The following is a 26177-nucleotide window of genomic DNA, read 5'->3' as shown; positions in this document are numbered from 1 at the left end:
AGTATTTATAAATCAAAAGATTATATTTTTATGAGAGAAGATCAATAAAAAACCACTGCATTAAAAATGCAGTGGTTTTTTAGAGTTTGACATCCTTATGGGATTAGAACTTGGGTTATCGCCGTGAAAGGATTTTTTATATTTTCAAGTTAGAACGTATAGCTCATGCCAAACTGAACGGTACGTGGTTCGCCCGGATAAGCATATGAACTAAACGAACTTTCATCATAAACTTTATCAAAAATATTTTTCAGATCTACGTTCAGACGAAGTTTTGGTGTTGCTTGATAGTAAGAAACTAAGTCGGTAACCGCATAACCTTTCATGGTGTAGGTGCTATTGGCTGTTTGACCTGCACGCTTATCAATATATTTTTGATTAACCCCTAGACCTAAACCTTGTAAAGCTCCACCCTGAAATTCATAAATATTTAAAAGATTAAAACTGTTCTTTGGAATATTGGCTAAAGAAGTTCCTTTTTGCAAAGTATTGTCTTTAGTCACTTCAGCATCTGTATAGGCGTATCCACCAATAATTTTCCAAGCAGGCGTAATTTGCCCTGCAATATTTAGCTCAATCCCACGACTACGAACTTCACCAGCAGAAACCTTATAGGCTGAATCAATAGGATCGATAGTTAATACATTTTCTTTTTCAGCATAAAAAATAGCAGAGTCAACCGACAACATATTGTCTAGCGCTTGCCATTTAAAACCTAACTCGTAAGCGATGCCTTCTTCAGGGTCAAAACCTTCTCCATTGCGGCTAGCGCCAGTGTTTGGTTTAAAAGATTTTGCTGCATTACTATAGATTGAAAGATCATCACGGGCTTTAAAGACTAACCCTAAACGGGGAATAAAGGCATCATGACTAGTATTCCAGTTTACGGTGCTTGGTAATAGGTTTTTATAGTCATGCTCATAGTGCTCAAAGCGCAAGCCTAATAGCGCGCTTAAACGCTCATTTAAATCGATTTGATCTTGTACAAAAACGGCCGTGGTTTTTAAATTTTCACGATCATGGGTAGTCACACGATTAAGTTCAGGTAGTGGTTGTCCTAAAACAGGATTATAAATATTAATAGGGTAGCTACCGACATCTCCACTTGAGCGAATAATATATGACTTGTAATCATAGTTTTCATATTCAAGCCCAGTCACTAAAGTATGTGCTAATCCTAAAAGCTGGAAATTACCTGTTAGGTTAATTTGTGCATCAGTGTCTTGCCATTTTAATTCGCGGTAGTTGTAATTTCGGCCTAAAGTTTCGCCGTCATTTTGAATGCCATTTGCTTCTACCGCATAGCCATATAATTTGCCATTTAAGTATTGCACACCCGCATTGAGCTTCCATTCATTTCCAAGGTCATGTTCGACTCGTAATTGAGTCATATTGTTATCATTGTAGATTCGGTTGTTATATTTACCTGTTTCCCACAAATATGTTTCTGATGAACTGTTAAAAGACTTTTGTGTAGGATAACGAGTATGCCCACGGTCAAGCGGATGTTGATTCCGTAAAATATCGGCCTCAAAAGTGACTTTAGTGGCGTCAGAAGCTTGCCATTGAATGACAGGAGCAATCCCATATCGTTTAGATTCGACATTGTCTCGATAACTATCACCACCTTCAGCAATCACATTTAGGCGATAACCGATATTTTCTGCATTTGGAATGGTGCCTGTGGTGTCTACAGTGGTGCGGTATAAACCTTCACTGTTAAGCTGAGCACCTAAAGTGGTTTGTTGCTCAGACTTCGGTGTTTTAGAAATTAAGTTAAACGTACCACCAGGATCACCACGACCATATAAGCTAGAAGAGGGGCCACGTAAAACGTCTATACGTTCAATTGTGTTGCTATCTGGTGCATTTGGATAACCACGGTTAATTGGGAATCCGTTACGATAAAATTCGCCACTGGTGAAGCCACGAAGGTTAAAACCAGTTAAGCCTTGACCGCCAAAGTTATTCGCTCGTCCAACACCACCTGCTAAATCAAGAGCTTCAATAAGACGCGTTGCACCGATATCTTCAATTACTTTTTGGGTTACAACACTGACCGATTGCGGTGTGTCCTTTAATGCAATTTCACTACGTGTTGCGCTACTTGAGCTATCGACTTTATAAGTTTGGTCAGATGCCTGTTGGGCTTTAATTTTAATGGTAGCAAGAGTCGTTGAAGAACTATCTGTTTCTGCAAAAGCAGTTGATAAACAGCAGAATTGAGCAATGCTCAGGGAGAGGAGGCGAAGCTTAAGATCCATTTAAAACCTGTTTGATAATAAATATCAGTATGAAAATAAGAATTATTATATTGTAAAACTATGTAAAGAAAATACTGGATCAGTGATATTTAAATACAAATGTATTTTATTTGGAAATAAGGAAGGTGAAAAACAAATAGAATGTTAAGAAAATAAAAAGAAATTTTATAAGAATAGAATAATGGCGTCCCTACGGGGATTCGAACCCCGGTTACCGCCGTGAAAGGGCGATGTCCTAGGCCTCTAGACGATAGGGACGTTGAGGATGGCGGTATCTTAAGAAGCCGCCACCAAACTGTCAAGTAGGTAAGGAGACAGTTTGTTCAAAATATAGCAAAACAGTTCAGCAGTTTTCTGAGTATCGTATAAAGCAGAGTGTGCTTCTTTACCATCGAACTCAATTCCAGCTTGAATACAGGCTTTGGCAAGGACAGTTTGTCCAAACATAACAGCACTTAAAGTAACCGTATCCATCACTGAAAAACTATGAAATGGATTCTGGTTTTTTGTGCTTGTACGTGCAATCGCTGCTTGAACAAAACCAAGATCAAAATGGGCGTTATGACCAACCAACACTGCATGGGTACAATGTTGTTGTTTACGAACGTCATTGACTGATTTAAAAATACGGCGTAATGCAGTTCGTTCATCTTCAGCCATTGCCATACGCATTGGATTGAATGGATCAATACCAATAAAGTCTAGCGAACGGCGGTCGAGGTTAGCCCCTTCGAACGGGTTAATATGCGCATGAAATGCTGGACCAGGGACAAATTGCCCCTGAGCATCATACACAATTGGAATGCACGCAATTTCTAGCAATGCATCTGTCTGGGCATTAAAACCTGCCGTTTCAACGTCAACAACAACAGGTAAGAAGCCACGAAAACGTTGGCCAATGACCGGGACAGAGGTTTCTTGTGTCACACTTTTCTCCATTGCAGCGTTTTCCCGGCATGCAGCGGGATAATTTTTTGATCATCTAAATAATCAAAAGATTCTGGTACAAGATTATCTTCTTTTACCAAGGTAATAGTAGAAGTATTACGTGGTAGACCGTAGAAGTCTGCGCCAAAATGGCTTGCAAAGCCTTCTAGGCGTTCTAATTTACCCACTTGGTCAAATGCTTGGGCATAAAGCTCAATTGCATTTGGTGCACTATAACAGCCCGCACAGCCACACGCATTTTCTTTTGCATCTTGCGAGTGCGGCGCACTGTCTGTACCTAAGAAAAATTTAGGATTACCACTCGTTGCAACTTCAAGCAAAGTTGTTTGGTGTGTTTGGCGCTTTAAAATTGGTAAACAATAGAAATGCGGTTTAATACCACCGACCAGCATGTCGTTACGGTTAAATAATAAATGCTGAGGCGTGATTGTTGCAGCAACATTACGGTCATGTTCTAAAACAAAATGAGCCGCATCGCTTGTGGTGATGTGCTCAAGCACCACTTTAAGTTTTGGAAACTGTTTTAAAAGCGGGTTGAGTACTTCATCAAGGAAACGTTTTTCACGGTCAAAAATATCGACGTGGTTATGAGTTACTTCACCATGAAGTAATAAAGGAACTTGATGCTCTTCTAATTGCTCAATAACTGCATAAACCTTACGAATGTCACTTACACCATTATCAGAGTTGGTGGTCGCGCCAGCTGGGTAAAGTTTAATTGCATTTACATGTCCAGATTCTTTAATTTTACGAACTTCGTCTGGTGAGGTGAAGTCAGTAAAATAAAGCACCATACGTGGGTCAAAATTGAGACCCTCTGGAACATGAGCAAGAATACGTTCACGATAAGCTAATGCTTCTTCCACAGTTTTTACTGGCGGAACAAGGTTTGGCATACAGATCGCACGAGCAAACTGTTTAGCCAAATCAGGTACGGTACGTTTTAATGCTAAACCATCACGTAAATGTGCATGCCAATCATCTGGCTGGAGCAGGGTAATAGAGTTCAAGGCAGTTCAAACTTCGAAATAAAACAAATGATAATCGATAAAGTGTGAAAATGGTAACGAGAATTACGGACAAATGGCAAAATAAAGCGCAAGAGGCGTTAAAAAATAATGTTATATTTTGTTAATGTGTAAGAGGCAGGAAACGGGTAGTGGTAAATAGGGGAAATGTACATGAATTACTCAAAGCAAAAGAAGAAATAGAATATCTGGTAACTTTACATACCCATCGTTATGCCAATACACCGTTGCCCCATCAATTAGAAAAAAAATTCTGGTGCTTAAATCTTGAGCGAACAAAACAAAATATCTCAAAATTTTTAGCAAGTGGTGTTCTAACCTATCTCATTTTTATTTTGCTGGTGCTACCTACAGACTATTTAGTGATAGGTGTACCTTACATAACTTGGGATTTTATTTACTGCATATTAAGTGCAATTAATATTGCAGGTGCACTACTGTTATTTTGGGTATTTGCAAAGTTTAAAAAACTCTCTGAATATTTTTATATTGCTGCGTGCGGGATTGTATTTTTTACCATTATTGTCAATGCAATGTTGCTTCTTAGTGTAGGAAATATCGCTCTTAAAAATCAGTCGATGTTGCTACTTTCTTTTTTATATATGCTCGGCTTTATCTTGAGCGGTATAAAGCCTTTGCATATGCTTTATGTCGGTTTGATCGCAGCCATTTGTGTTTTTTCTCTATTAATTTTATTTCAAGCGGATTGTGACTATATTGCTTTGGGAAGAGCACTATTTGGTAGCTGTATTTTGGGTTTTTCAATTAGTACGATGCTTACGTCTAGAGAAAGAAGCCTTTTTTTGAATAATCAGCTTGCTGAGCTTAACGAACAGATTTTACGTATTGAGGCATCTGAGTTGCTTCATTTAAGTCAGCAAGATGCGCTCACTAAAATTTCTAATCGACGTACTTTCGACGAGATGTTCGACTTTTTTTACTATCGGGCAAAGCAAGAACAACGTCCATTGGCTGTTTTATTTATCGATATCGATTTTTTTAAAAACTATAACGATTGTTATGGACACCAGATGGGAGACAAGGTCATCTCGTCTATTGCCTCTGCAATTAAAAATTCAATTCGTCATGTTGATTTTGTTGCCCGTTATGGTGGAGAGGAGTTTGTGGTTCTTTTGCCAAAAACACCGGCTCAAGGGGCCTATGCGGTGGCTGCCAATATTTATAAAGCTATAGAATGTCAAGCGATTCCACATGCGGCATCATTAGTTTCTCAGCATGTGACCATTAGTTTAGGTTTTACTGTTTATACGGAAGGCTTAAGAGTAACTCAAGAAAATTTAATTCATGCTGCCGATCAAGCTTTATATCGGGCTAAGCAGCTTGGACGTAACCAGATTTATTATCAGCCTTTACAAGTCGCCGAAATTGCCTGAATGAATTTTAAAAAATAAAAAGGCCACCTTAATAGGTGGCCTTTTTTGACGCTATAAGAAAATTATTTTTTCTTACTGTCTAATTGAGGAATAGCAGAACCTTGACCGATTGAAAGTAAACCAGCATCTGTATAGATCCCAAGTTTTGCACGTGTATCGGTAATGTCGAGGTTACGCATAGTCAACTGACCAATACGGTCCATAGGTGAGAACATTGAATCGCCTTTTTCCATTGTTAAGCGTTCAGCTTCGTACGTTAAGTTCGGAGATTCAGTGTTCATGATGGTGTAGTCATTACCACGACGAAGTTCAAGCGTAACTTCACCGGTAACAGCTTTAGCAACCCAACGCTGTGCAGTTTCACGCAACATAAGCGCTTGAGAGTCGAACCAACGACCTTGGTACAGTAAACGACCTAAACGTAAACCGTTAATGCGGTATTGTTCGATGGTATCTTCGTTATGAATACCAGTAACCAAACGCTCATAAGCAATATGAAGAAGGGCCATACCCGGTGCTTCATAGATACCACGAGATTTCGCTTCGATAATACGGTTTTCGATTTGGTCAGACATACCTAGACCATGACGACCACCAATACGGTTTGCTTCAAGAATAAGCTCAACCGGATTGTCAAAAGTTTGACCGTTCAATGCAACAGGCACACCTTCTTCAAAGCGTACAGTCACTTCTTCTGGTTTGATTTCAACTTCATCTTTCCAGAAAGCAACGCCCATAATTGGGTCAACGATTTTGATACCAGCATTTAAGTATTCAAGATCTTTTGCTTCGTGAGTTGCACCCAACATATTTGAGTCAGTTGAATACGCTTTTTCTTTTGACATTTTATAGTCAAAACCGTTGTCGATCAGGAACTGTGACATTTCAGCACGGCCACCGAGTTCATCGATGAAGTTTTGATCTAACCAAGGCTTGTAAATTTTAAGATTCGGGTTGGTCAACAAACCATAACGATAGAAACGTTCAATATCGTTACCTTTATAAGTTGAACCATCACCCCAGATGTTAACGTCATCTTCTTTCATTGCAGTAACTAACATTGTACCTGTTACTGCACGACCCAATGGAGTCGTATTGAAATAAGGAACGCCGCCTGTACTGATATGGAATGCACCACACTGAATTGCAGCAATACCTTCGAGCGCAAGTTGTAAGCGGCAGTCAATTAAGCGAGCTTTTACAGCGCCGTATTGTTCTGCTTTCTTTGGAATTGCATCGTAGTCATCTTCATCAGGCTGGCCTAAGTTTGCAGTGTATGCATAAGGCTCTGCGCCTTTTTGTTTCATCCACAATAGGGCAGCTGAAGTGTCTAAGCCTCCGGAGAAGGCAATCCCAACTTTTTTGCCTACTGGTACATGCTGCAAGATAGTTGCATTATCAGTCATTGCTAATCCTAACATTTATAAAAAAGACCCCGTATAGGTGGTCTCGAGAATTCTGAATGGCGGCTATTGTAGCACTATTCATGGTGCTTTTTTTGGCAAAAAAAGCATTAATTCACTTGTTCTGATTTGAAGTTTTAATTTGATAAAAAAACTAAGCGTATTTATAGAATGATAAGAGATGAACGAAGTATTGTTGTCCAAATAAGAAAAGACTTTTAATGACTTAAAAAGAAAATAGGATGAATATGATGTGTCATCATTCTTGGCGTGATTATGCAGTTTTTATTATATAAATTGGAGAAAGAACCAGATTTCATTAGTGTTATTAAATAAAAGTAATACGATTGGTTTTTATGGATTGACCATAAGCTCCAATAAATTTCTTTACTGGGTCATCCAAAAGCGGAAAAAAAGTATTAAAGTACTATGCAACAAGTTGCAAAAAACTATTGGGACGCAGCATGACAAGTTACGCCAATCTATTAAAACCATTACATTTAGGCTTTACCACTATTAAAAACCGTGTGGTGATGGGATCCATGCATACGGGCTTAGAAGACCGTTTCTATAATTACCCTAAACTGGCTGCTTATTTTGAAGAGCGTGCCAAAGGTGGGGTTGGCCTGATTGTGACAGGTGGTATTTCACCGAACCGTCAAGGGTGGTTAGCACCTGCTGGCGGAACCATGAACAGTCTATTTGATGTTCCTCAGCACCGTCTGGTAACTCATGCTGTTCATAAACATGGCTCTAAAATCTTAATGCAAATCTTGCATGCGGGCAGATATGGTTACCAACCGTTTGTTGTGTCTTCAACAGCTATTAAATCTCCAATTTCGCCGTTTAAACCACGCCAGCTTTCTGAAAAAAATATTCTCAGCACAATTGACGATTATGCACAGTGCGCTGACATTGCCAAAAAAGCAGGCTATGACGGTGTTGAAATTATGGGCTCGGAAGGTTATTTAATTAACCAGTTTTTAAGTAGTCACGTGAACCAGCGTACTGATCGCTGGGGCGGTGACATTGAAAACCGTATGCGTTTTCCGGTCGAGATTGTTAAAGCGATTCGTGCCAAAGTTGGCGAGAAATTTATTATTTGTTTCCGCTTGTCTTTACTCGATTTAGTTCATGACGGTAACACCATGCAAGAAGTCGTGATTGTTGCCAAAGCTCTAGAAAAGGCAGGTGTAACTTTATTAAATACGGGCATCGGCTGGCATGAAGCACGTGTACCAACCATTGTAACGTCTGTACCTCGTGCGGCTTTTGTCGATTACACGGCTCATGTAAAACAACATATTTCCATTCCAATTATTGCTTCAAACCGTATTAACATGCCTGAAACTGCCGAAGAAATTTTGGCAACTGGCAAAGCAGATATGGTTCAAATGGCACGTCCATTATTGGCCGATGCTTTTTGGGTAAATAAAACTGCGACTAATCGTGTTGATGAAATTAATACCTGTATTGCCTGTAACCAAGCGTGTTTAGACCATGCTTTTAAAAATAAGCGTGTGTCATGTTTAGTGAACCCACGTGCAGGCCATGAAACAGAACTGGTTTATTTAAAAACCAAGCAGCCTAAACGCATTGCTGTTGTCGGTGGGGGGGTTGCGGGTATGTCCGCAGCAACCGTTGCAGCAAGCCGTGGTCATGCGGTCACTTTGTTTGAAGCGACTTCAGATGTAGGTGGTCAGTTTAACTTTGCCAAGGTGGTGCCGGGTAAAGAAGAGTTTCACGAAACGATTCGCTACTTTAAAGTCCAACTCGAAAAAACTGGGGTGGAGGTACGTTTAAATACTCGCGTGAACCGTGAGCAACTTGAACGTGAAGGTTTTGATGAAGTCATTGTTGCAACTGGTGTAATCCCTCGTGCATTAAAAATTGAAGGTAGCAATGAACCACAAGTCCTTTCTTATGCTCAGGTTTTAAAAGGGGCAGAAGTTGGGCAAAAAGTTGCAGTGATTGGTGCGGGGGGTATTGGTTTTGATGTATCGGAATTCTTACTTAAACCTCCACATCAACCACAGCCTCAACCTTTAGCCGAATGGCAACGTGAATGGGGTGTAGACCCAGATCCTAACTATATTTCTGAAGGTGGTATGCAACCACCAGTAGTTGAACTTCCTGTTCGCCAGATTTACTTACTGCAACGTAAAACTACACCACTCGGTATTGGTCTTGGTAAAACTTCAGGTTGGGTACATCGTGCACAGCTTAAAAAGCATGGCGTGCGTATGCTCCGTGGTGTGCAATATAAAGCGGTCACTGATGAAGGGCTTTGGATCGAGCACAATGGTCAAGACCAGCTTTTACGTGTCGATACGATTGTGGTGTGTGCAGGTCAAGAGTCGGTAAAAGACTTGATGCCAAAAGAAGGTGAGTCGACTATAGCGAACTACTACATTATTGGTGGTGCAAAGCTCGCAGCGGAGCTAGATGCGAAGCGTGCGATCAAAGAAGGAGCAGAATTAGCTGCTCGATTGTAATATTTGATGAAACAATACGCACTTGAACACAAAGCGATGATATTTTTCTTGAATAAAATGAATAAGCTTTGTATTCTTACGCACATGGAAGCGTGGCAGAGCGGTTTAATGCACCGGTCTTGAAAACCGACGAGGGTGTGAGTCCTCCGTGAGTTCGAATCTCACCGCTTCCGCCAAATTCGAAAAGCCCCTGTTAATAGCAGGGGCTTTTTTTATCTATGCTTTTACCCCTCAAAATACCCCACATCAAAATCTAGGTGCATTTATTTATCCAAATCAATCGGCTTTGGTCAAGTTTACTGCTTATGATTACTCGATCTATAGTGGCCTTGAAGGTAAGGTGATCATTATTTCCCCGGATACGATACGGGATGAAGTCAAGCAGGATCAGTTCTATTACGGCATATATATTCAAACTGACCGTGATCAATTAGAGAATAAGGCTGGGTAGAAATTTGCAATCACCCCCGGCATGATAATCGCGGTCGATATTCGTACCGGTGAAAAAACTATTCTCGACTATTTATTAAAGCCATTTAATAAAGCTAAAGAAGCATTACGAGAACATTAGAATTGATTTTGAGATCTGATCCACAAATTTTTCATTTTATGAATATTTAACATGACTAAGGTTGGAATAAAGATAATTAAATCATGGGCATAGTATTACATGATAGCTGTAATTTTAAGCATGAATATATAATTTAGGGCAAAAAAGCAATCAGAATTACGGTTATAATATTGGGGTTTAATACTTTCGAATAACAACAATGCACATTCAGTTTACGGTAGAAGATCGTGACCCTAGCACAGCGACGGGTCCAATTCAGGTGGGTTGGTTTTTAACAGAAGAGAAAGCCTCCATTCTATATGAGCCACCTTATCGAATGCGTTCGCAATCACAAACCAAACATGCAAAATCCGCCAGTCGCTGTCCAGCAGTATTGCAATTAGAGAGTCGCTACTTTGTGGTGAATTGTCCATTTGACTTTCATTTACGCTTTTCACGAGATGCACAGGGCAAACCGAGTATCGTGAATGTATTGGGGGAGCAGTCACCTGTGCGGACCAATAAATTGCGAGAACTGATTACACTGGTGAATGAAAATGAATGGCGTACACCTCAAGTCCCCATTTTACAACTGAAACTGCCGTATTGTTTTATTGCAGATGAAGTGGTGTATATCACTCAATTAGAGGCCTTTGGATATTATCGTAAACACCCTTTACCTGGCACTATCTTTGGAGGTCGTTTTCCGATTCACATTTGGCCTCGACCACTAATGTGGGCATTTGAATGGTATGACACTTCTAAAGATTTAATTTTAAAACGAGGTGAACCTTTATTTTACTGTCAATTTGATGGTTATGATCCCTCACGCACAATGAAGCTGATTCAGGCTGAGAAGACACCTGAATTGATACAATATATGGAACAGATTTCAGGTGTAGTGAATTATGTGAATCAGACTTTTTCTCTATTTTGTGAGATAGAAAAAGTAAGACCAAAAAAATTATTAAAAATGGATAAATAATGATGAAAATAAAAAAATATAGACCATCAAAAGGTTTTGTATGGGCTTTGCTTTTAATTATTTTTATAGCATGGCTTGTATATAAATGTGTTCCTTTAACAGAGAAAGATCAAGATGCTCTTATTCATTCAAATATGGAACGGGAAAGGATTAGGCTAGCTGAAGAGTTTGACTCTTATACACAAGAAGACTTCGCACGACTACCAAAATTTGACTCTCGTAAATATTTTTTAATAAAGCGTAGTGGTCGGTTTTGGTTAATACCAAGAGAGTATCAAGGAGATAGTGGATTTAAAATCAGATGGCCTACAGATGTTAATAAATTATTGGCAAAAGACTGGAAAAATGATTTTGATAGGGATTATGCATTTAATGTATTTATGTATTCACCTCAATATTATAATCGTACGACAGATTATTGGGGGCGAAAAATTTATAATAATACATCCTGTCAACCAAAACCTTATGTAGGAAAATTTAAATGGAATGGTGTGCTCATAAGAATTTATGACTCTTACCATAGAAATATTAAAGATGAGCAATATTTAGATGTTTGTCTAACTGCATTAAAAATTTTAAATGGGGAAGTAAAGGAAATACATTATGTTAACTAAAATTAACCAAGTACACATGGATCAAATTTCTGCTATGCGGATACAGGCAGCAAATGGACAAATCGGTTATTGGCAAATTTATCAAACTTTAGCTATTTTATTGCAAACAGATTATGGTTATGAAGCAACTAATCCAACAGTATTATGGTTACGTGGTGCAACGGAAGCCAATGCTGGACGTGGTTCGATGTCTGAACTGATAAGGGTATATAGTAGTACACAAGCGATGTTGCGTTATGGCGAAACAGTTTCTGAATCAAAAATGCAAGAAGCATCAAATGAAGTAGCTAAAAATTTATTAAAAAACCTTTTTGGTGAAGGAGATAATGGTGTAGCAGATTACGCCATAATCCCTGATATTAAAAAAATTGCTAACGATGATGCAACAGCAGTTGGAAAGATTCTATTTAATCGTGACTCGAATGATACTGCTGCATCAGAAGAAGCAAACTCAGCATGGTCTGGAACTTTACTCTTTACTCAATTAACAAGTGATCAGAGTTATCGCTTAATGAGTAAAGGGGATAACGCTTTAGCAGTAGATTCCCTCAGTGATTGGCGAGATGTTTTGTATGCGTATGTGAGTTATGAAGCCGGTTTTAAAGCAGCAATATCAGAATTTATTTTTGAAGATTTAAAACAACAAAAGACAGATATAGATATTTTAGGCAATACATTTCATGGCTATATGACAGGGGAAAAAACGTTTATCGATTATCTTTCTACTTTAGCAACAGGAAGTGATAGTCAAGGTTTATTAGCTGCTTTTAATTTAATTAATAGTGTAGGCGTAAATAAATTTCTTGATATGTTAATGGGAGTAGTGCTAGGTAATTCAATAATCGGAACAACCAATGATGATAATTTCTTTGCAAATGCGAAAGAGTTTTTCAAAAGTTCAGTTTTAAGTTTAGAAACTCAAACATTAAATCAATTAACCTTAGATAATTTAATTGATCTTGCAGAAAATGATGCAAATATCCGTGCTGCACTTAATGCACTTTCAATGGTATCAATAGAAACTAGTCCAGCTGTTAAGGAAAAATTTGATTTATATGATCCTATAATTGGAGATGGAGATATTACGCATCAATGGATAGAGGATAGAGCCAAAGCTTTACAGTATTTTTATGAATATAATAAAAATGCAGGATTATATGATCATCCAGAGTTTAACTTTATAGATATTGCGACAGGAATAGAATTAAAAAATCCATCTATTTTAGGTGTATCGAAACCTAGTAAGCATGATTACATTTTTGGCTCTGAAGATAATAATATTGATATCCAAGGTGGGGATGGGAATGATCATATTTATGGTGGTGGTGGTGATGATGAAATTTATGGTGGTGAAGGGGATGACTATCTTGAAGGCGGCCATGGAAGTGATGAACTTCATGGCGGAAATGATAATGACAAACTAGTCGGAATGGATGGGGAAAACTATCTTTATGGCGATGATGGAAATGATCTTTTATTAGGAGGAGCAGATAAAGATGAACTTTATGGCGGTTCAGGTAATGATTATCTGAATGGCGGTTCAGGTGCTGATTTATTAGATGGTGGTACAGGAAACGATATTTTAGTTGGAGGACCTAACTGGTTAATTGCAGAAGGTGGCGAGGGTAATGATATTATTTTTGCGGACCCTAATAAAGTAAGTAATTTAGAGCGAGTTGACGAGCTTAGTGGTGGTGCAGGAAACGATATATTAGAAGGAAGTATTGGACCTTCAAATATAAAAGGAGCTGAGGGTAATGACATTATATATTCTGCAAATGGCCAAGATATTATTACAGGTGGTGATGGTAATGATATTATTTACGGTTATTCTGGAGAAGACACAACGGAAAGTACAATTAGAAATAATTTGTCAGGTGGTAAAGGAAATGATTTAATTTATGGAAGTGTTAACTCAGATTTTATTGAAGGTGGGGTAGGAACCAATATATTAGAAGGAAAGGAAAGTGTTGATAATTATATCATCACTGAAAATGAAGGATTAGGGCTTGGTACACAGTATATTATTGATCAAGATGGAAGAATTCAGATTAACCTAGCTACATTAGCTGTTGGTACTTACGATGAAAATATACGAGCTTGGTATAGTTCCAATAATCTTTATATTATAAGAAAATTAGGTGAAGGTACAGATAAAGAAATAATAAGTATTCATAAAATTGGTGATGAAAAAAATACAATTTATATAGAAGGTTGGGGGAAAAATGGTGATTTTGGTCTAGTCTTCAGCGAAATTACCCCTAAAAATTTACCTTCTTTTGATAATTTATCTACATTAAATAATGGAAATAATATTGCATACAATCAAACTAGTATTAATGGTGCTAGTGGTAATGATTATCTAAGTGGAACGACTGGAAATGATATTATTGATGGTGCCAATGGTAATAACTTTATTAACGGACTAGACGGTGATGACACCTTAAAAGGTGGTGATAATCAGGATATTATTTTAGGTGGCGTGGGGAAAGATACGATCTATGGTGGCGATGGTGAAGACTTACTGATTAGTTCAGGTAAAGACACAATAGTAGCGTCTTCTTTTGCTACATATCTATTGGAAAAATATAATAATCAAGTCAATCCGAATGCAACTTTAGCTGATTTAACAAACCTTATCACGAATGACGCATCTTCGCATTGGGATATCAATTTTAATTTTACTAAACAATGGAGTGAAGAGACTCAATCGTATACGTATTTTTTTACTGAAAATGGAGTGATAACTCCATTTTTATTACCAGGAATAAACATATTCTCAGACATTGCGAGTAATACATTAAATTTGACCAGTATTTATTCGTTGTTAGAAACTGATGATGGAGGAGCGTTGGGAGCAGATACGGTATATGGTGGTCTTGGTGATGATTTTATATTAGGTTCTGGCTCTGTCGATAATTTATATGGCGATGAAAACAGTGATCATCTGTATGGACGAGGAGGAGATGACTACTTATATGGCGGGACTGGAAAGGATGTGGTCTATGGAGGAGCAGGTCGAGATTATATTAGCGGGGGAGATGATGATGATAAATTAATTGGTGGGTACGAAGCCGACGTCATTTACGGTGGTGAAGGGAATGATAATATTACAGGCGATCTCCCTAATTTGTTCGGTACCACAGCACCTCCAACTTCTGCGGATAGTACTCGATATGGCAATGACCTCATTTTTGGTGGAAAAGGTGAAGATCAGATCTGGAGTAATGGTGGGGATGACATTATTTTTGGGGGAATGGATAAGGATTACATCGACGGTGGTGAGGGTAATGATTACCTATATGGGGATAATGAAGACCAGCTAATTGATATCGATGGTAAAGAAAAAGATGATGTGTTTGGCGGTAAAGGAGATGATTTTCTATTCGGAGGGGCAGGCAATGATCAGCTTTATGGCGGCAAGGATAATGACATACTGTATGGTGGAGCCAATGATGATCTGATCAAAGGCGAAGATGGAAATGATATCATTTACGGCGGAGATGGTAATGATATATTTCTGTTTGGTGGGGAAGGTAACGATATCCTATATGGTGAAGACGCTAATGACAAAATCCATGGTGACAGTGGAGATGACATTATTTTTGGTGGTACTGGTAATGATAATTTACAAGGCGGGCAAGGTTCCGACTTATATGTCTTTTCAATAGGAGATGGGACCGATACGATTGTTGAAGAAGTCTCAGACATAGCTTCGCTTAATTATCAAAATTTTATTTATTTCACTTTTAATTCAGATCAGATTCGAGGTGTTATCCGCGATGGATATGACCTGATCATTAAATATGATCAATATAATCAAGATGATCAAGTGATAGTGAAAGATTATTACAAAGTTAGAAATACAAATAATCATAGCTACTTAGATAGCAAAGGAATATTCGATCAAATTGAAATATCAGAGGTTCGATTTGAAGATGGTGTCGTGTGGGATACGGCAAAAATTATGGAAATGGCCCCGCCTCCTAGAGAGAATGAATTACCTCCTGATCCACTGGATGGTGTTGCCTATTTTATTGATGCACTTGTGACTCGTGGAGATATTACCCTACAAGGTAAAACGACAATAACGTATGCATTTCCAGCAAACAACTTATCAAATCATCAGTACTATACGCCAGAACAAGTCATAGCAGTTGGAAAAGCTTTAAATAAGTTTGCTGAAATTTTAAATATTCAGTTTGTGCAATCAGAGATGGGCAGTGGAGATTTAAAATTCTATTTAGATGATTTGTCTAGTGCAGATGCGAGTGCGGCTGCTGGTTATGCAAGTGCCCAGACAGGAGAAATACATCTCAATTCGTTGATTTTTGAAGTATCAAGTGATTTAGGTGAAGGTTCAAACGGATTTGAAGTCTTACTCCATGAAATAAGCCATGCTCTAGGGTTAAAACATCCATTTGAAGCACCAGTTTTACCAGAATTAGAGAATAATCAAAATAATACCCTCATGTCCTATACCAGCAATGGTGTTAATGATACGAATCTCAAACTTTATGATTTGGCAAGCCTACAATATTTGCATGGTGTTAATCAAAATGTTCATGTGGGGAATGATACCTATACCTTTGCCGATAAGTATATTTGGGATGGGAATGGGATAGATACTTTTAATGCATCTACTCTGACAGAGAATGTTTATATTGACCTGAATGCGGGCGGATGGAGTTACATTGGACAAAAATCACAGAGTATTTTAGATGCAGGTCAGACCTTCATTGGTTATGGTACGGTGATTGAAAATGCAATCGGAGGAATAGGTGATGATACTCTGATTTCAAATGCTGCAAATAACCTCCTGCAAGGCGGAGCCGGGAAGGATACCTATATCTTTAATGGAAACTTTGGGCATGACCAGATCATTGATGTAGATCATAATAATAAAATTATAATATTAAACAATGGATTGGATAACTTAAATCTGGTATTAGCCGAAGACACTATTTTATTATTAAATTCTGATAGTTCTATTCAATTGGATATCAATCAATTTGAAAGCATTATTATTAATGGAATTACATATTTAAAAAATGATTTTATAGCAAACTTTGGTGGATATATTTCTGTTAATCATGATTATTTTTTAGAGTCAAATCAGAATAATGTTGTAATTTTAGGTACTGGAGATTTTCACATTGTTGGGAATGACCTAGACAATAAAATCATAGGAAACTCCGGGAATAATACAATATCTGCTGGTGATGGTAATGATACTCTTCAAGGTAGCTTTGGTAATGATGAAATTAATGGGGAGACGGGAGATGATATACTAATTGGGGGCTTGGGTAATGATGTGCTCTATGGTGGATTAGGCAATGACCAGTATATTTTTAAAGATAATGATGGTGATGATGTTATTGTCGATTCAGATGGTTTAAATAAAATTTATTTAAACCATAGTTTGTCAAATCAGATCTCTCTGCATGTTATTTCAGATGGCGATTTAACAATTACCTATGGTGAAAACTCTAATATTCTTATCAAGGACTATTTTAATTACTCAGAACAATTTGAACTGGTATTTTCCAACAATGAAGTTTGGTCAAAAGATCAAATTGGAGAAAAGTTAAAATCAGAAATTTTTGGAACTACTGGTAATGATGTATTAGCAGGGGAAGTTTATCTCAATAATAAATTTATTGCACTTCAAGGCGATGATAAAATTATCGGTGGAAATAAAGATGATCTGATCTATGCAGATATAGTTGATAACACAGATAGTGATTTAAAAGGAAATTATACTATTCTTAATGAAAATGGAATTGTTTCATTAATGTATTCTGAAAAAGGGAATGATATTATTATTGGTGGAAAAGGAAATGATAGTCTCTTTGGTGGTCGGGGTAACGATACCTATATCTTTAATAGAGGAGATGGTGTAGATAAAATATATGATTTTTATAATTATTTAGATAATTCTGATGAGATTAATGCAAAAGGAACAGAATTAAATTGGGGAATAAAATTATCAGATGGTGTATTTGAAGACTTTGCTAGACAAGATGGTAAATATAATAGAATTAAATTTCAGGATGTTTTGAAAGAAGAAGTTTTATTAATTTTAGTGGGTAATGATTTAGAAATTACATATGGAATAAATGATAAAATTATCATTACAAATTTTAAGGATACTATGTCTACTAGATATGGTTTCTCAGAAAATTATTCTATAGCTGAGCTTGAGTTTTCTGATGGAACTATCTGGAATTATAAAAAAATTATAGATAATATTTCAAAGATAGAAATTTTTGGGACAGAAAATAATGATGAAATACATTCAAAAGATATATTAAATACCATATATGCCAAGGGTGGTAATGATAATATCATTACAGGAAATAAAGGTAGTGTTACATATGGCGGTGATGGTGATGATAATATTTCAGGGGGCTCTGGTAAAAATATAATATTTGGTGATGGTGGTAATGATAATATTTATAATTACGGTGAGGGATCATTATATGGAGGTAATGATAATGATGTTATCGTAAACTACATGAGTGACGGATCATTATTTGGTGGTGATGGTGATGATAGGTTGAGTGGAGGAGACAGAAGTTATCTAGATGGTGGCAATGGATATGATATCTATAATATTAGCGAAGACTCTAATGTTCATGGAAATTATAAAATTACCGATGCAGATGGCTTAGGATTAATCTCTTTAAATTCTAGTGTACTTTGGGGATACTTTTCTAATAATTCAGGTAGTATGTCACGAACGCTATTACAAGCAAATTATGATATTAATTCAGGAATATTAAACTTCACCAAAGACGGTCAAAATTATTTTTCAATAATTGGATTATATAACAAAAGTGATTTTGAAAAGATTGGAAACTTGGATATTTATATTCCTGGGGTTCGTTATTATAATATGATTACAGGAGAATTTTCTTTTGAAACCTCAGCAACAAATACAAAATTAAAAGATTTAATCAATGGGACTTATACTGAATATAATTATACAGATTCAAATGACTCTATATCAGATTTGATACATAGCAGTAATATATCTGGATATTATAATAACCACTATATTTATGCGAAAGATGGAAATGATACTATTGAAATTATGGAGGTAACAAGTACTGTCTATGGTGGAAATGGTAATGATTCAATCACACTAAAATCAGGCGATGTATATGGTGGTGAAGGGAATGATGCAATAGCAATAAATAATGGAATCGCTTATGGTGAAAATGGGGATGATTTAATCATAATCCAAGCAGGAGATGCATATGGTGGTGATGGTAATGATTCAATAACCATATTGGCTGGTGCTTCTTATGGTGGCGACGGTCATGATGTCCTAATGGGAAGTGGACAGTTTTATGGTGGTAAAGGTGATGATACCTTAATTGCTAACAATGATAGCGCTTACATGAATGGAGGTGAAGGTGCTGATATATTACAAGGTGGCTCAGGTAATGATACTTATATTGTAGATGAACTAGATACACTCCAGTTAGAGAGTGAAACTGGTGGTTATGACACAATTGTCTACCAATATGATGTAGGAAATATTGATTTAGCAAATAGCCAATTTGAAGCGATTGAATTATTTGGCTTTAGTGATAGTTATTTATTGGGTAACACAGCTAATAATAGTTTGATAGGAAACATCGGAAATAACTACCTAGATGGTCGTACAGGTAGTGACTATATGGCTGGTGGTGCAGGTGATGATTATTATGTCGTTGATGTGACTGATACCATTATTACTGACGAAGATGGAAATACCCGTATCATTGATGGTGATCAGGTCGCGGAAGATTTTGATGCTGGTACAGATACCATTGAACTTTGGCAAGATGCACGATTCATTGGTCAGGATGAAAATGGTAATCCAGTACTCACAAATAACTACCGATTATTAGAAGATAATATTGAAAACCTTGTTTTAAAGGGTAGTGTTAAAACTGCGTTTGGTAACGGATTAGATAATATTATTACCAGTAATGCACAAGACAATTATATTGATGGTTTAGGTGGAGATGACACCTATATCTATACCAAAGGTGGTGGAATAGATACCTACAGTTTCTATGATGATCTAAGCGCAACCAATACATTACAAATTCAGGGCTATAATAGTAGCGATGTCTTTGCTCAAAAGTATGGCAATAGTGTTTATCTTAGTTTTAAAGGAACGAGTGATCATATTTGGTTATCTAACTATTATGTTGCGGATACAGTGAGTAATACCTATAAAATGGATCAAATTGAATTTGATTCAGGGACTGTCTGGACCAGTAGCGATATAGATACTTTGGTCAATCGTGCTGCGAATAACCATGCTCCAACTGTTAATGCTGCAATCCCTGTGATTACCAGTAATCAAGGAACGGTTTTTAGCTATAAATTTGCAAGTAATGTGATTATTGATCAGGATGCTTGGGACTACTTAAGTTATAAGATCACACTCACAACAAAAGATAGCAATGGACAATATGAGCCAATACCATCATGGTTAAGCTTCGATGCTGCCACGCAAACCTTATCAGGAACCCCACCATCGACTGTGACAGGTAATTTGTCCTTCTTCTATTGGGGCACAGACATGTATGGCTATGGAACAGGGACTTCCTTTACGTTAAAAGTGAATCCACCGAATCAAGCACCAACTGTATTGAATCCAATTGCTGATCAAAGTGTTACAGATGCGAAAGCATTCAGTTATACCGTTCCTTCGACTACATTTAAAGATCCTGATGGCGATACTCTAACCTATACTGCAACCTTAGAAGATGGAAGCCCGCTACCACCATGGTTAACATTCAATGCGAGTACAAAGGTCTTAAGTGGAACCTCTCCAGATTATGCTGGGGCCTTAAATATTAAAATTACAGCTAAAGATACTGCAAATCAGACGGTGTCAGATGTATTTAAACTCACATTTGTGGTTCAGAATTTAACTGTAAATGGAACAAGTAGTATAGATACACTCTATGGTGCATCAGGGAATGATACGATTACTGGACTAGCGGGTAATGACATACTGTATGGCCAATCTGGAAATGACACCCTCAATGGTGGTACGGGTAACGATACCATGTATGGTGGGAAAGGAGATGATATCTTTGTCATTGATAACTCTACGGATATTGTCAATGAAAATGCTAATGAAGGAATAGACACTGTCCAAAGCAGCATCACCTATAGCTTAGGCAATAATGTCGAAAATCTCACCTTAACAGGTACAACGGCCATTAACGGCACTGGTAATGCACTCAACAACACTTTGTTGGGAAATAGTGCAATCAATACCTTAACAGGTGGGGCAGGTGATGACTATCTAGATGGCGGTGCTGGAAATGATAAATTGCTGGGCGGTCTAGGTAATGATGTTTATGTTGTTGATAATACAACTGATACGATTACAGAGAATACTAATGAAGGTATTGATACGGTTCGTAGCTCGGTGACATACACTCTAGGTAATAATTTAGAGAACCTTACACTAACAGGGACAACAGCAATAAATGCTACAGGAAATGCACTTAATAATACGCTTATAGGGAACAGTGCAGTTAATACCTTAACGGGTGGAGCAGGTGATGACTATCTAGATGGTGGTGCCGGAAATGATAAATTACTGGGCGGTCTAGGTAATGATATTTATTCCGTTGATAGTACAACTGATACGATTACAGAGAATACTAATGAGGGTATTGATACTGTTCGTAGCTCGGTGACATACACACTAGGTAATAATCTAGAGAACCTTACACTAACAGGTACCACAGCAATAAATGCAATAGGAAATACACTCAATAATACACTTATTGGCAATAGTGAGGTAAATATTCTGAATGGTGGGGCTGGTAATGATATCTTAGATGGTCAAGGCGGTAATGATCAATTTACAGGTGGAACTGGATCGGATACGTTGATATATCAGCTATTGGTTGCATCAGAAGCTACTGGGGGTAATGGTACAGATAGTTGGTCAGATTTCACGGTTGGCAATGTTTCGACCAACATGAATGCGGATAAAATTGACTTTGGTGATTTGCTCATTAATTTCACTGGTAATTACAATACTAGTAGCTTAGATCCATATATCAAAACATTGGTAAGTGGTTCTAATACGCAGCTTTACATAGACAGAGATGGAAGTGGAGCGAGTTATAATAGTACCTTACTGCTGACATTAAATAGCGTTAATACCAATTTGAATGATCTATTGAACAATCAACAAATTATTGTTTAATTAACACAATACTTGATTTAACGAATTGAAAGTACTAGAGGAGTTTTCCTCTAGTACTTTTTTATTACCAACAAAATAAAGTAGGGGAAAAGGTAAAAAATAGCTCAAATGATCATCCAAGCTTGATGAGTTTTTTATGGGAATATTTAATACAAGTGCTATGTAACTGGTGTCTACGGTATAGGATAAGAAAAGATTCTATTCACCACCTACAGAACATCATTTTTTGATTAAATGGGATCAGAACTTTATGTATACATCTTAGATTGTCGCACATTTAAGCAGTACGTATTTCAAACATATTTGATTATGCTAAAGTGAAACTATTCAATTTAATAATTATCTTGAATTAAAAGGATAAATTATGTCAGTTTCATAAATGTTTCAAGATTTCTTAAGCAATATTAAAGTTAATAACGAAGAACAGATTACGAGTCGATATCAAGAGATTACGAAAGCTTTAAACCAAAAATTCCGTAACACGGAATCTCGAACAGATAATTGTTTGCAAGTAGGGTCTTATAGACGTTGGACTGCAATTAAAAGTATTTCTGACTTAGATATGTTGTATATCATGCCTGCTTCTAAATGGGATAACTATAATGACGGTGGGCAAACAAAGCTCCTGAAAGATACAAAAGATGCCATTTTAGAACGATATCCTCGAACTACAGTTTTTGTAGATCGTTTAGTTGTATGTGTTCAATACGCTATTTTCATGTTGAAGTACAACCTGTTTTTAAACAAGAGGATGGATCTTATAAATATCCAGATACTTATAATGGTGGTAGTTGGAAAATAACGAAACCACAAGCTGAAATTGACGTCGTTTATGCAAAATGGTACGTGCATGGAAAAATATATGGTGGTTGGGCCATAGTTATCGCAAATATTCTACTCTTTGTAGTATTGTTTCAGATTTTGAATTAGCTCCAACAAATTAAAGCTATTTATTATTTTAATGAATTTTAAAAGCCTTTTAAACTAGAAAGTTTAAGAGGCTTTATTTTTGCAAAGATAACAACTTAGCCCAAGATAAGTAAGATTTCAAAATTCAATCCATTAGCTTTTAACAAGAAGAGGATTTTTGCAGTCCAACCTAATCAATTTTTTAAATATTATAATTTCTGATATTTTTTAAAAGGTAATGATCTTTATCTTTCTCTATTATGAAATTAAAGTTAGCTTTTCGCATGGAAATTTTTTTAAGGTTTGGACTATTTCATAGGAAATGGGGGAGTACTTCGTAATACCATTAATTTCATAAAACCCTTTTGATTTTCCATTATCTGTTTTTATACCGTCCAATTCTCCATAAACTATTGTGAGTTCTTTTTTATATTCCATTAAAAAAAGCCAAATCGATGATGAATAAAAGTTATAAGGTTTGGAAATTTCATTCTTAAATTCATTTCCATACATTTTTTTGACTGCTTGATCTGAGTATATCGCTGGGCATAATAGAATCAATTGATCAATTTGAAATTTTTTCGCTAAATTGATTGCAATATAACCGCCTAAACTATATCCAATAACAATATCCACCTTTTTTAAAAGACTGTAAAAAACAGTACTTTCATTTATGTTCTGAGATAAAGATGACTGTGTTTCACTCGTATTATTTAAGCCACTTAAATTGAATGAAAGCGTTCCAATATTTTTACTTCTAAGTAGATTTTCTAAAGGGCTTAAAGAACTCAAATCAGAGTTGCCTCCATGTATCAGTAAAGCTATTTTCTGTGGAAAACCATCACAATAATTAAATTTAGCTTCTAATTCATAAGTACCAAAGTCATGTATAAAAAAGAAAGAATTTTCATTTTCAATAGGGTCATTATTTTTAGCTTATGTATTGGAAAATTTGTTAGATTAGAAATAGTATTAGAAAAATATCTATCTACAATCGAGATCATGTCTTGCTTTTCCATAACCCATAATTCCTATTGATGGTGTTAATAATATTCGTTTGTAAAAAGTACAATTGAAATAATGATTACTTCATAATTTTATTTTAAAAGTATAGCTCATATGATTTTAATAAATAAAAAATCCGCTTAAAAAATTAGAAATTGAACTGGGGGACTAAGTCTACCAAAAACATATATTCTGTAGGGAATTGCCAATGCTATCAATAAAATCTAAATGTTATATTTATTTTAGGCTCTAGATCATTGGTTTCTTTAAACTTTGTCATATTTATTAAAAGACTGAATTATGTTGATATAAAAATCTGCTTTATAACTTTTATAGACTTATTTAATACTTAATGTTGTGAAGTTTTTACCTACATGATCTAAAAGAGTTTTTTGAAGCAATATTATATCTAAAATGGTTGTTTTCTTTAAGTTTACGCAATAGCCATTTACCTGCCAAAAATATGTAATTAATAGGATAAAAATGTTAGAAACTGATGTTTTAATTGTTGGGAGTGGTCCAGCTGGTTCTTCTGCTGCACTTATGTTAAGTAGTTATGGAATTAGAAATATCATAATAACTAAATATAGATGGCTGGCAAACAGCCCTCGTGCTCATTATATAAGTCAAAGAACTATGGAAATTGTTCGAGATTTAGGAATATCTGATGAAGTAATAGCAAAAGCAGCACCTAAGGAAGTTATGGGAGATGTTGTTTATTGTACATCTTTAACGGGTGATGAAATTGGACGCTTTCCTTATGGAATGAATCATCCAGAAAGAATGTCAGAATATGCTAAAGCGAGCCCTTGTGAACAGTGTGATCTTCCTCAACACCTATTTGAACCTATTTTGCTTTCAAATGCGGCATCACGAGGAAGCCATCCAAGATTTGATACGGAATATTTATCTCATGTACAAGATGAGAAAGGTGTAACAGTCACTGTTCTAGATAGACTGACTAAAGAAACATACCTAATTCGATGTAAGTATTTAATCGGAGCTGATGGGGCGAGTAGCAAAGTTGTAAAAGATTTAGATTTACCTATGGCTGGTAAAATGGGGAAAAGTGGCAGTATCAGCATTATTTTTAAAGCCGATTTAACAAAATTCGTTTCGCATCGACCTGGATACCTCTGGTGGATTATACAACCTGGAGCAAACATTGGAGGGATCGGGTTAGGGTTGTTGCGTATGGTCAGACCTTGGAATGAATGGCAGATTGTTTGGGGGTATGACATTGAAAAAGAGGAACCATCTCTCAACGATGATGAGGCAATTGCAATTTGTAAACAGCTTATTGGTGATAATGACATTGAAATAAACATAAGTAGTAAGTCGTTATGGACAGTAAATGAAATGTATGCAGAGCAATATTCGAAAGGTCGAGTTTTCTGCATTGGTGATGCTGTCCATCGTCATCCACCTTCGAATGGACTTAGTTCAAACTCATCTATACAAGACGCTTATAACTTATGTTGGAAATTAGCATTTGTATTAAATGGCAAAGCAGGTAGTGGTTTATTAGACAGTTTTAATGATGAAAGAGCACCTGTTGGTGAGCGAATTGTTAAACGAGCAAATCAAAGTGTTAGAGAGTTCTCTACAATATTTTCTGCTTTAGAGTTAGATGGAAAGTACAGTACAGAGACGATGCAAGGAAGCATAAATGCCTTAAGCGAAGGTAATGAAAAAGGTGCTGTTAAACGCCGTGATTTAAGATCTGCAATTGAATATAAAGCTTATGAATTTGCTGCCTTAGGCGTAGAAACTAACGTACGTTATCATTCATCTGCAATTATTGGAGCAGAATATAATATTGAAAATAAAATAGATTCTAGTAGAGATGAAGATCTTCATTATTATCCCTCATTTACTCCTGGTCATAAACTCCCTCATACATGGCTAGTCAAAAATCATAAAAAAATATCAACCTTAGACTTAATCGGAAATGGAAAGTTTACGCTTTTCTGTTGGTTACAAGGTGACAAATGGAAGTTTGCAGTAGATAACATTAATAGCCAGCTCAACTTAGATATTAAAGTTATACAGGTAGGTCCAAAAAGAGAGGTTGAAGACTCTTATGGAGAACTTTCTCGCTCTTGGGGTAATGATGAAAATGCTTGCATAATGATCAGACCAGACGGCTATATTGCTTGGCAAAGCAACAACATTGAGTCGGCGGACAATGAATTGCACAAAGCCATGTCATCAATGCTTAGTTTGAATTAGGATCTCACCCGCCAAATTCGAAAAGCCTCTGTTAAAAGCAGGGGCTTTTTTATGTGAATATTTTTTAGTACTTAGTAACCCATATAAAAATTTGGATTGAGTTGGGCAGAATT

General features: G+C 36.5%; 11 protein-coding genes, 2 tRNA genes and 2 pseudogenes. 9 read left to right on the top strand and 6 right to left on the bottom strand.

Features of this window, described 5'->3' with window-relative positions:
- Positions 1-149 precede the first annotated feature (149 nt).
- The 4 genes from HL290_RS09120 to pyrC all read right to left on the bottom strand — a co-directional run bounded on the left by HL290_RS09120 (position 150) and on the right by pyrC (position 4222).
- Complete coding sequence (locus HL290_RS09120; RefSeq protein ID WP_198496257.1) at positions 150-2264, bottom strand: TonB-dependent siderophore receptor; 2115 nt, start codon at positions 2262-2264, stop codon at positions 150-152.
- Positions 2265-2446: 182 nt separating this feature from the next.
- Positions 2447-2522, bottom strand: a tRNA-Glu gene (locus HL290_RS09115).
- 18 nt (positions 2523-2540) lie between these two features.
- A complete protein-coding gene (gene rnt, locus HL290_RS09110) occupies positions 2541-3203 on the bottom strand; it encodes a ribonuclease T (protein ID WP_004641888.1) in 663 nt (220 codons plus the stop codon).
- Positions 3188-4222 carry a dihydroorotase gene (gene pyrC / locus HL290_RS09105; RefSeq protein WP_004641891.1) on the bottom strand — a complete coding sequence of 345 codons (1035 nt, stop codon included), beginning with the start codon at positions 4220-4222 and terminating at the stop codon, positions 3188-3190. The genes rnt and pyrC overlap by 16 nt, the downstream gene beginning before the upstream one ends.
- A 149-nt stretch (positions 4223-4371) precedes the next feature.
- Between pyrC and HL290_RS09100 the strand changes: the two genes are divergently transcribed.
- Positions 4372-5634, top strand: coding sequence for a GGDEF domain-containing protein (locus tag HL290_RS09100; protein WP_198496256.1), 1263 nt, complete (start codon positions 4372-4374; stop codon positions 5632-5634).
- A 62-nt stretch (positions 5635-5696) separates the two neighbouring features.
- Here the strand turns inward: HL290_RS09100 and argG are convergent, their stop codons facing one another.
- A complete protein-coding gene (argG, locus tag HL290_RS09095) occupies positions 5697-7055 on the bottom strand; it encodes an argininosuccinate synthase (RefSeq protein ID WP_080547616.1) in 1359 nt (452 codons plus the stop codon).
- A 446-nt stretch (positions 7056-7501) separates the two neighbouring features.
- Between argG and HL290_RS09090 the strand changes: the two genes are divergently transcribed.
- The 7 genes and pseudogenes from HL290_RS09090 to HL290_RS09060 form a co-directional block, all read left to right on the top strand.
- On the top strand, positions 7502-9532 hold the full coding sequence (locus HL290_RS09090; protein ID WP_198496255.1) for an NADPH-dependent 2,4-dienoyl-CoA reductase: 2031 nt from the start codon (positions 7502-7504) through the stop codon (positions 9530-9532).
- A gap of 86 nt (positions 9533-9618) precedes the next feature.
- A tRNA-Ser gene (locus HL290_RS09085) sits at positions 9619-9708 on the top strand.
- Between the two features lie 83 nt (positions 9709-9791).
- Positions 9792-10103 (top strand): annotated as a pseudogene (locus HL290_RS09080) (secretion protein HlyD); the annotation flags it as partial.
- Between the two features lie 199 nt (positions 10104-10302).
- Positions 10303-11067 (top strand): hypothetical protein, encoded by a 765-nt coding sequence (locus HL290_RS09075; protein WP_198496254.1) that lies wholly within the window; start codon positions 10303-10305, stop codon positions 11065-11067.
- A complete protein-coding gene (locus HL290_RS09070; protein ID WP_227602216.1) occupies positions 11067-11681 on the top strand; it encodes a hypothetical protein in 615 nt (204 codons plus the stop codon). The genes HL290_RS09075 and HL290_RS09070 overlap by 1 nt, the downstream gene beginning before the upstream one ends.
- Positions 11671-21918: a putative Ig domain-containing protein gene (locus tag HL290_RS09065; RefSeq protein ID WP_198496253.1), complete on the top strand. Its 10248-nt coding sequence runs from the start codon at positions 11671-11673 to the stop codon at positions 21916-21918. The genes HL290_RS09070 and HL290_RS09065 overlap by 11 nt, the downstream gene beginning before the upstream one ends.
- Positions 21919-22297: 379 nt before the next feature.
- A pseudogene (locus tag HL290_RS09060) lies at positions 22298-22778 on the top strand (SMODS domain-containing nucleotidyltransferase); the annotation flags it as partial.
- A 307-nt stretch (positions 22779-23085) separates the two neighbouring features.
- Here the strand turns inward: HL290_RS09060 and HL290_RS09055 are convergent.
- Positions 23086-23619: a YqiA/YcfP family alpha/beta fold hydrolase gene (locus HL290_RS09055; protein ID WP_227602214.1), complete on the bottom strand. Its 534-nt coding sequence runs from the start codon at positions 23617-23619 to the stop codon at positions 23086-23088.
- 696 nt (positions 23620-24315) lie between these two features.
- On the opposite strand from HL290_RS09055, the gene HL290_RS09050 reads away from it, so the two are divergent.
- Entirely contained in the window at positions 24316-26064 is a 1749-nt protein-coding gene (locus HL290_RS09050) for an FAD-dependent oxidoreductase (protein ID WP_198496252.1), read from the top strand.
- The last annotated feature ends 113 nt before the right edge of the window (positions 26065-26177 follow it).

This window comes from Acinetobacter sp. AC1-2, from assembly GCF_016124155.1.
GTDB classification, from domain to species: domain Bacteria; phylum Pseudomonadota; class Gammaproteobacteria; order Pseudomonadales; family Moraxellaceae; genus Acinetobacter; species Acinetobacter calcoaceticus.
This window is presented reverse-complemented; position numbering and strand designations above follow the sequence as displayed.

Coding starts and splice junctions, on each gene's coding strand:
- HL290_RS09075 (WP_198496254.1), top strand. CDS start 10,303: ATGCACATTCAGTTTACGGTAGAAGATCGTGACCCTAGCACAGCGACG.
- HL290_RS09090 (WP_198496255.1), top strand. CDS start 7,502: ATGACAAGTTACGCCAATCTATTAAAACCATTACATTTAGGCTTTACC.
- HL290_RS09050 (WP_198496252.1), top strand. CDS start 24,316: ATGTTAGAAACTGATGTTTTAATTGTTGGGAGTGGTCCAGCTGGTTCT.
- HL290_RS09070 (WP_227602216.1), top strand. CDS start 11,067: ATGATGAAAATAAAAAAATATAGACCATCAAAAGGTTTTGTATGGGCT.
- argG (WP_080547616.1), bottom strand. CDS start 7,055: ATGTTAGGATTAGCAATGACTGATAATGCAACTATCTTGCAGCATGTA.
- HL290_RS09065 (WP_198496253.1), top strand. CDS start 11,671: ATGTTAACTAAAATTAACCAAGTACACATGGATCAAATTTCTGCTATG.
- rnt (WP_004641888.1), bottom strand. CDS start 3,203: ATGGAGAAAAGTGTGACACAAGAAACCTCTGTCCCGGTCATTGGCCAA.
- HL290_RS09120 (WP_198496257.1), bottom strand. CDS start 2,264: ATGGATCTTAAGCTTCGCCTCCTCTCCCTGAGCATTGCTCAATTCTGC.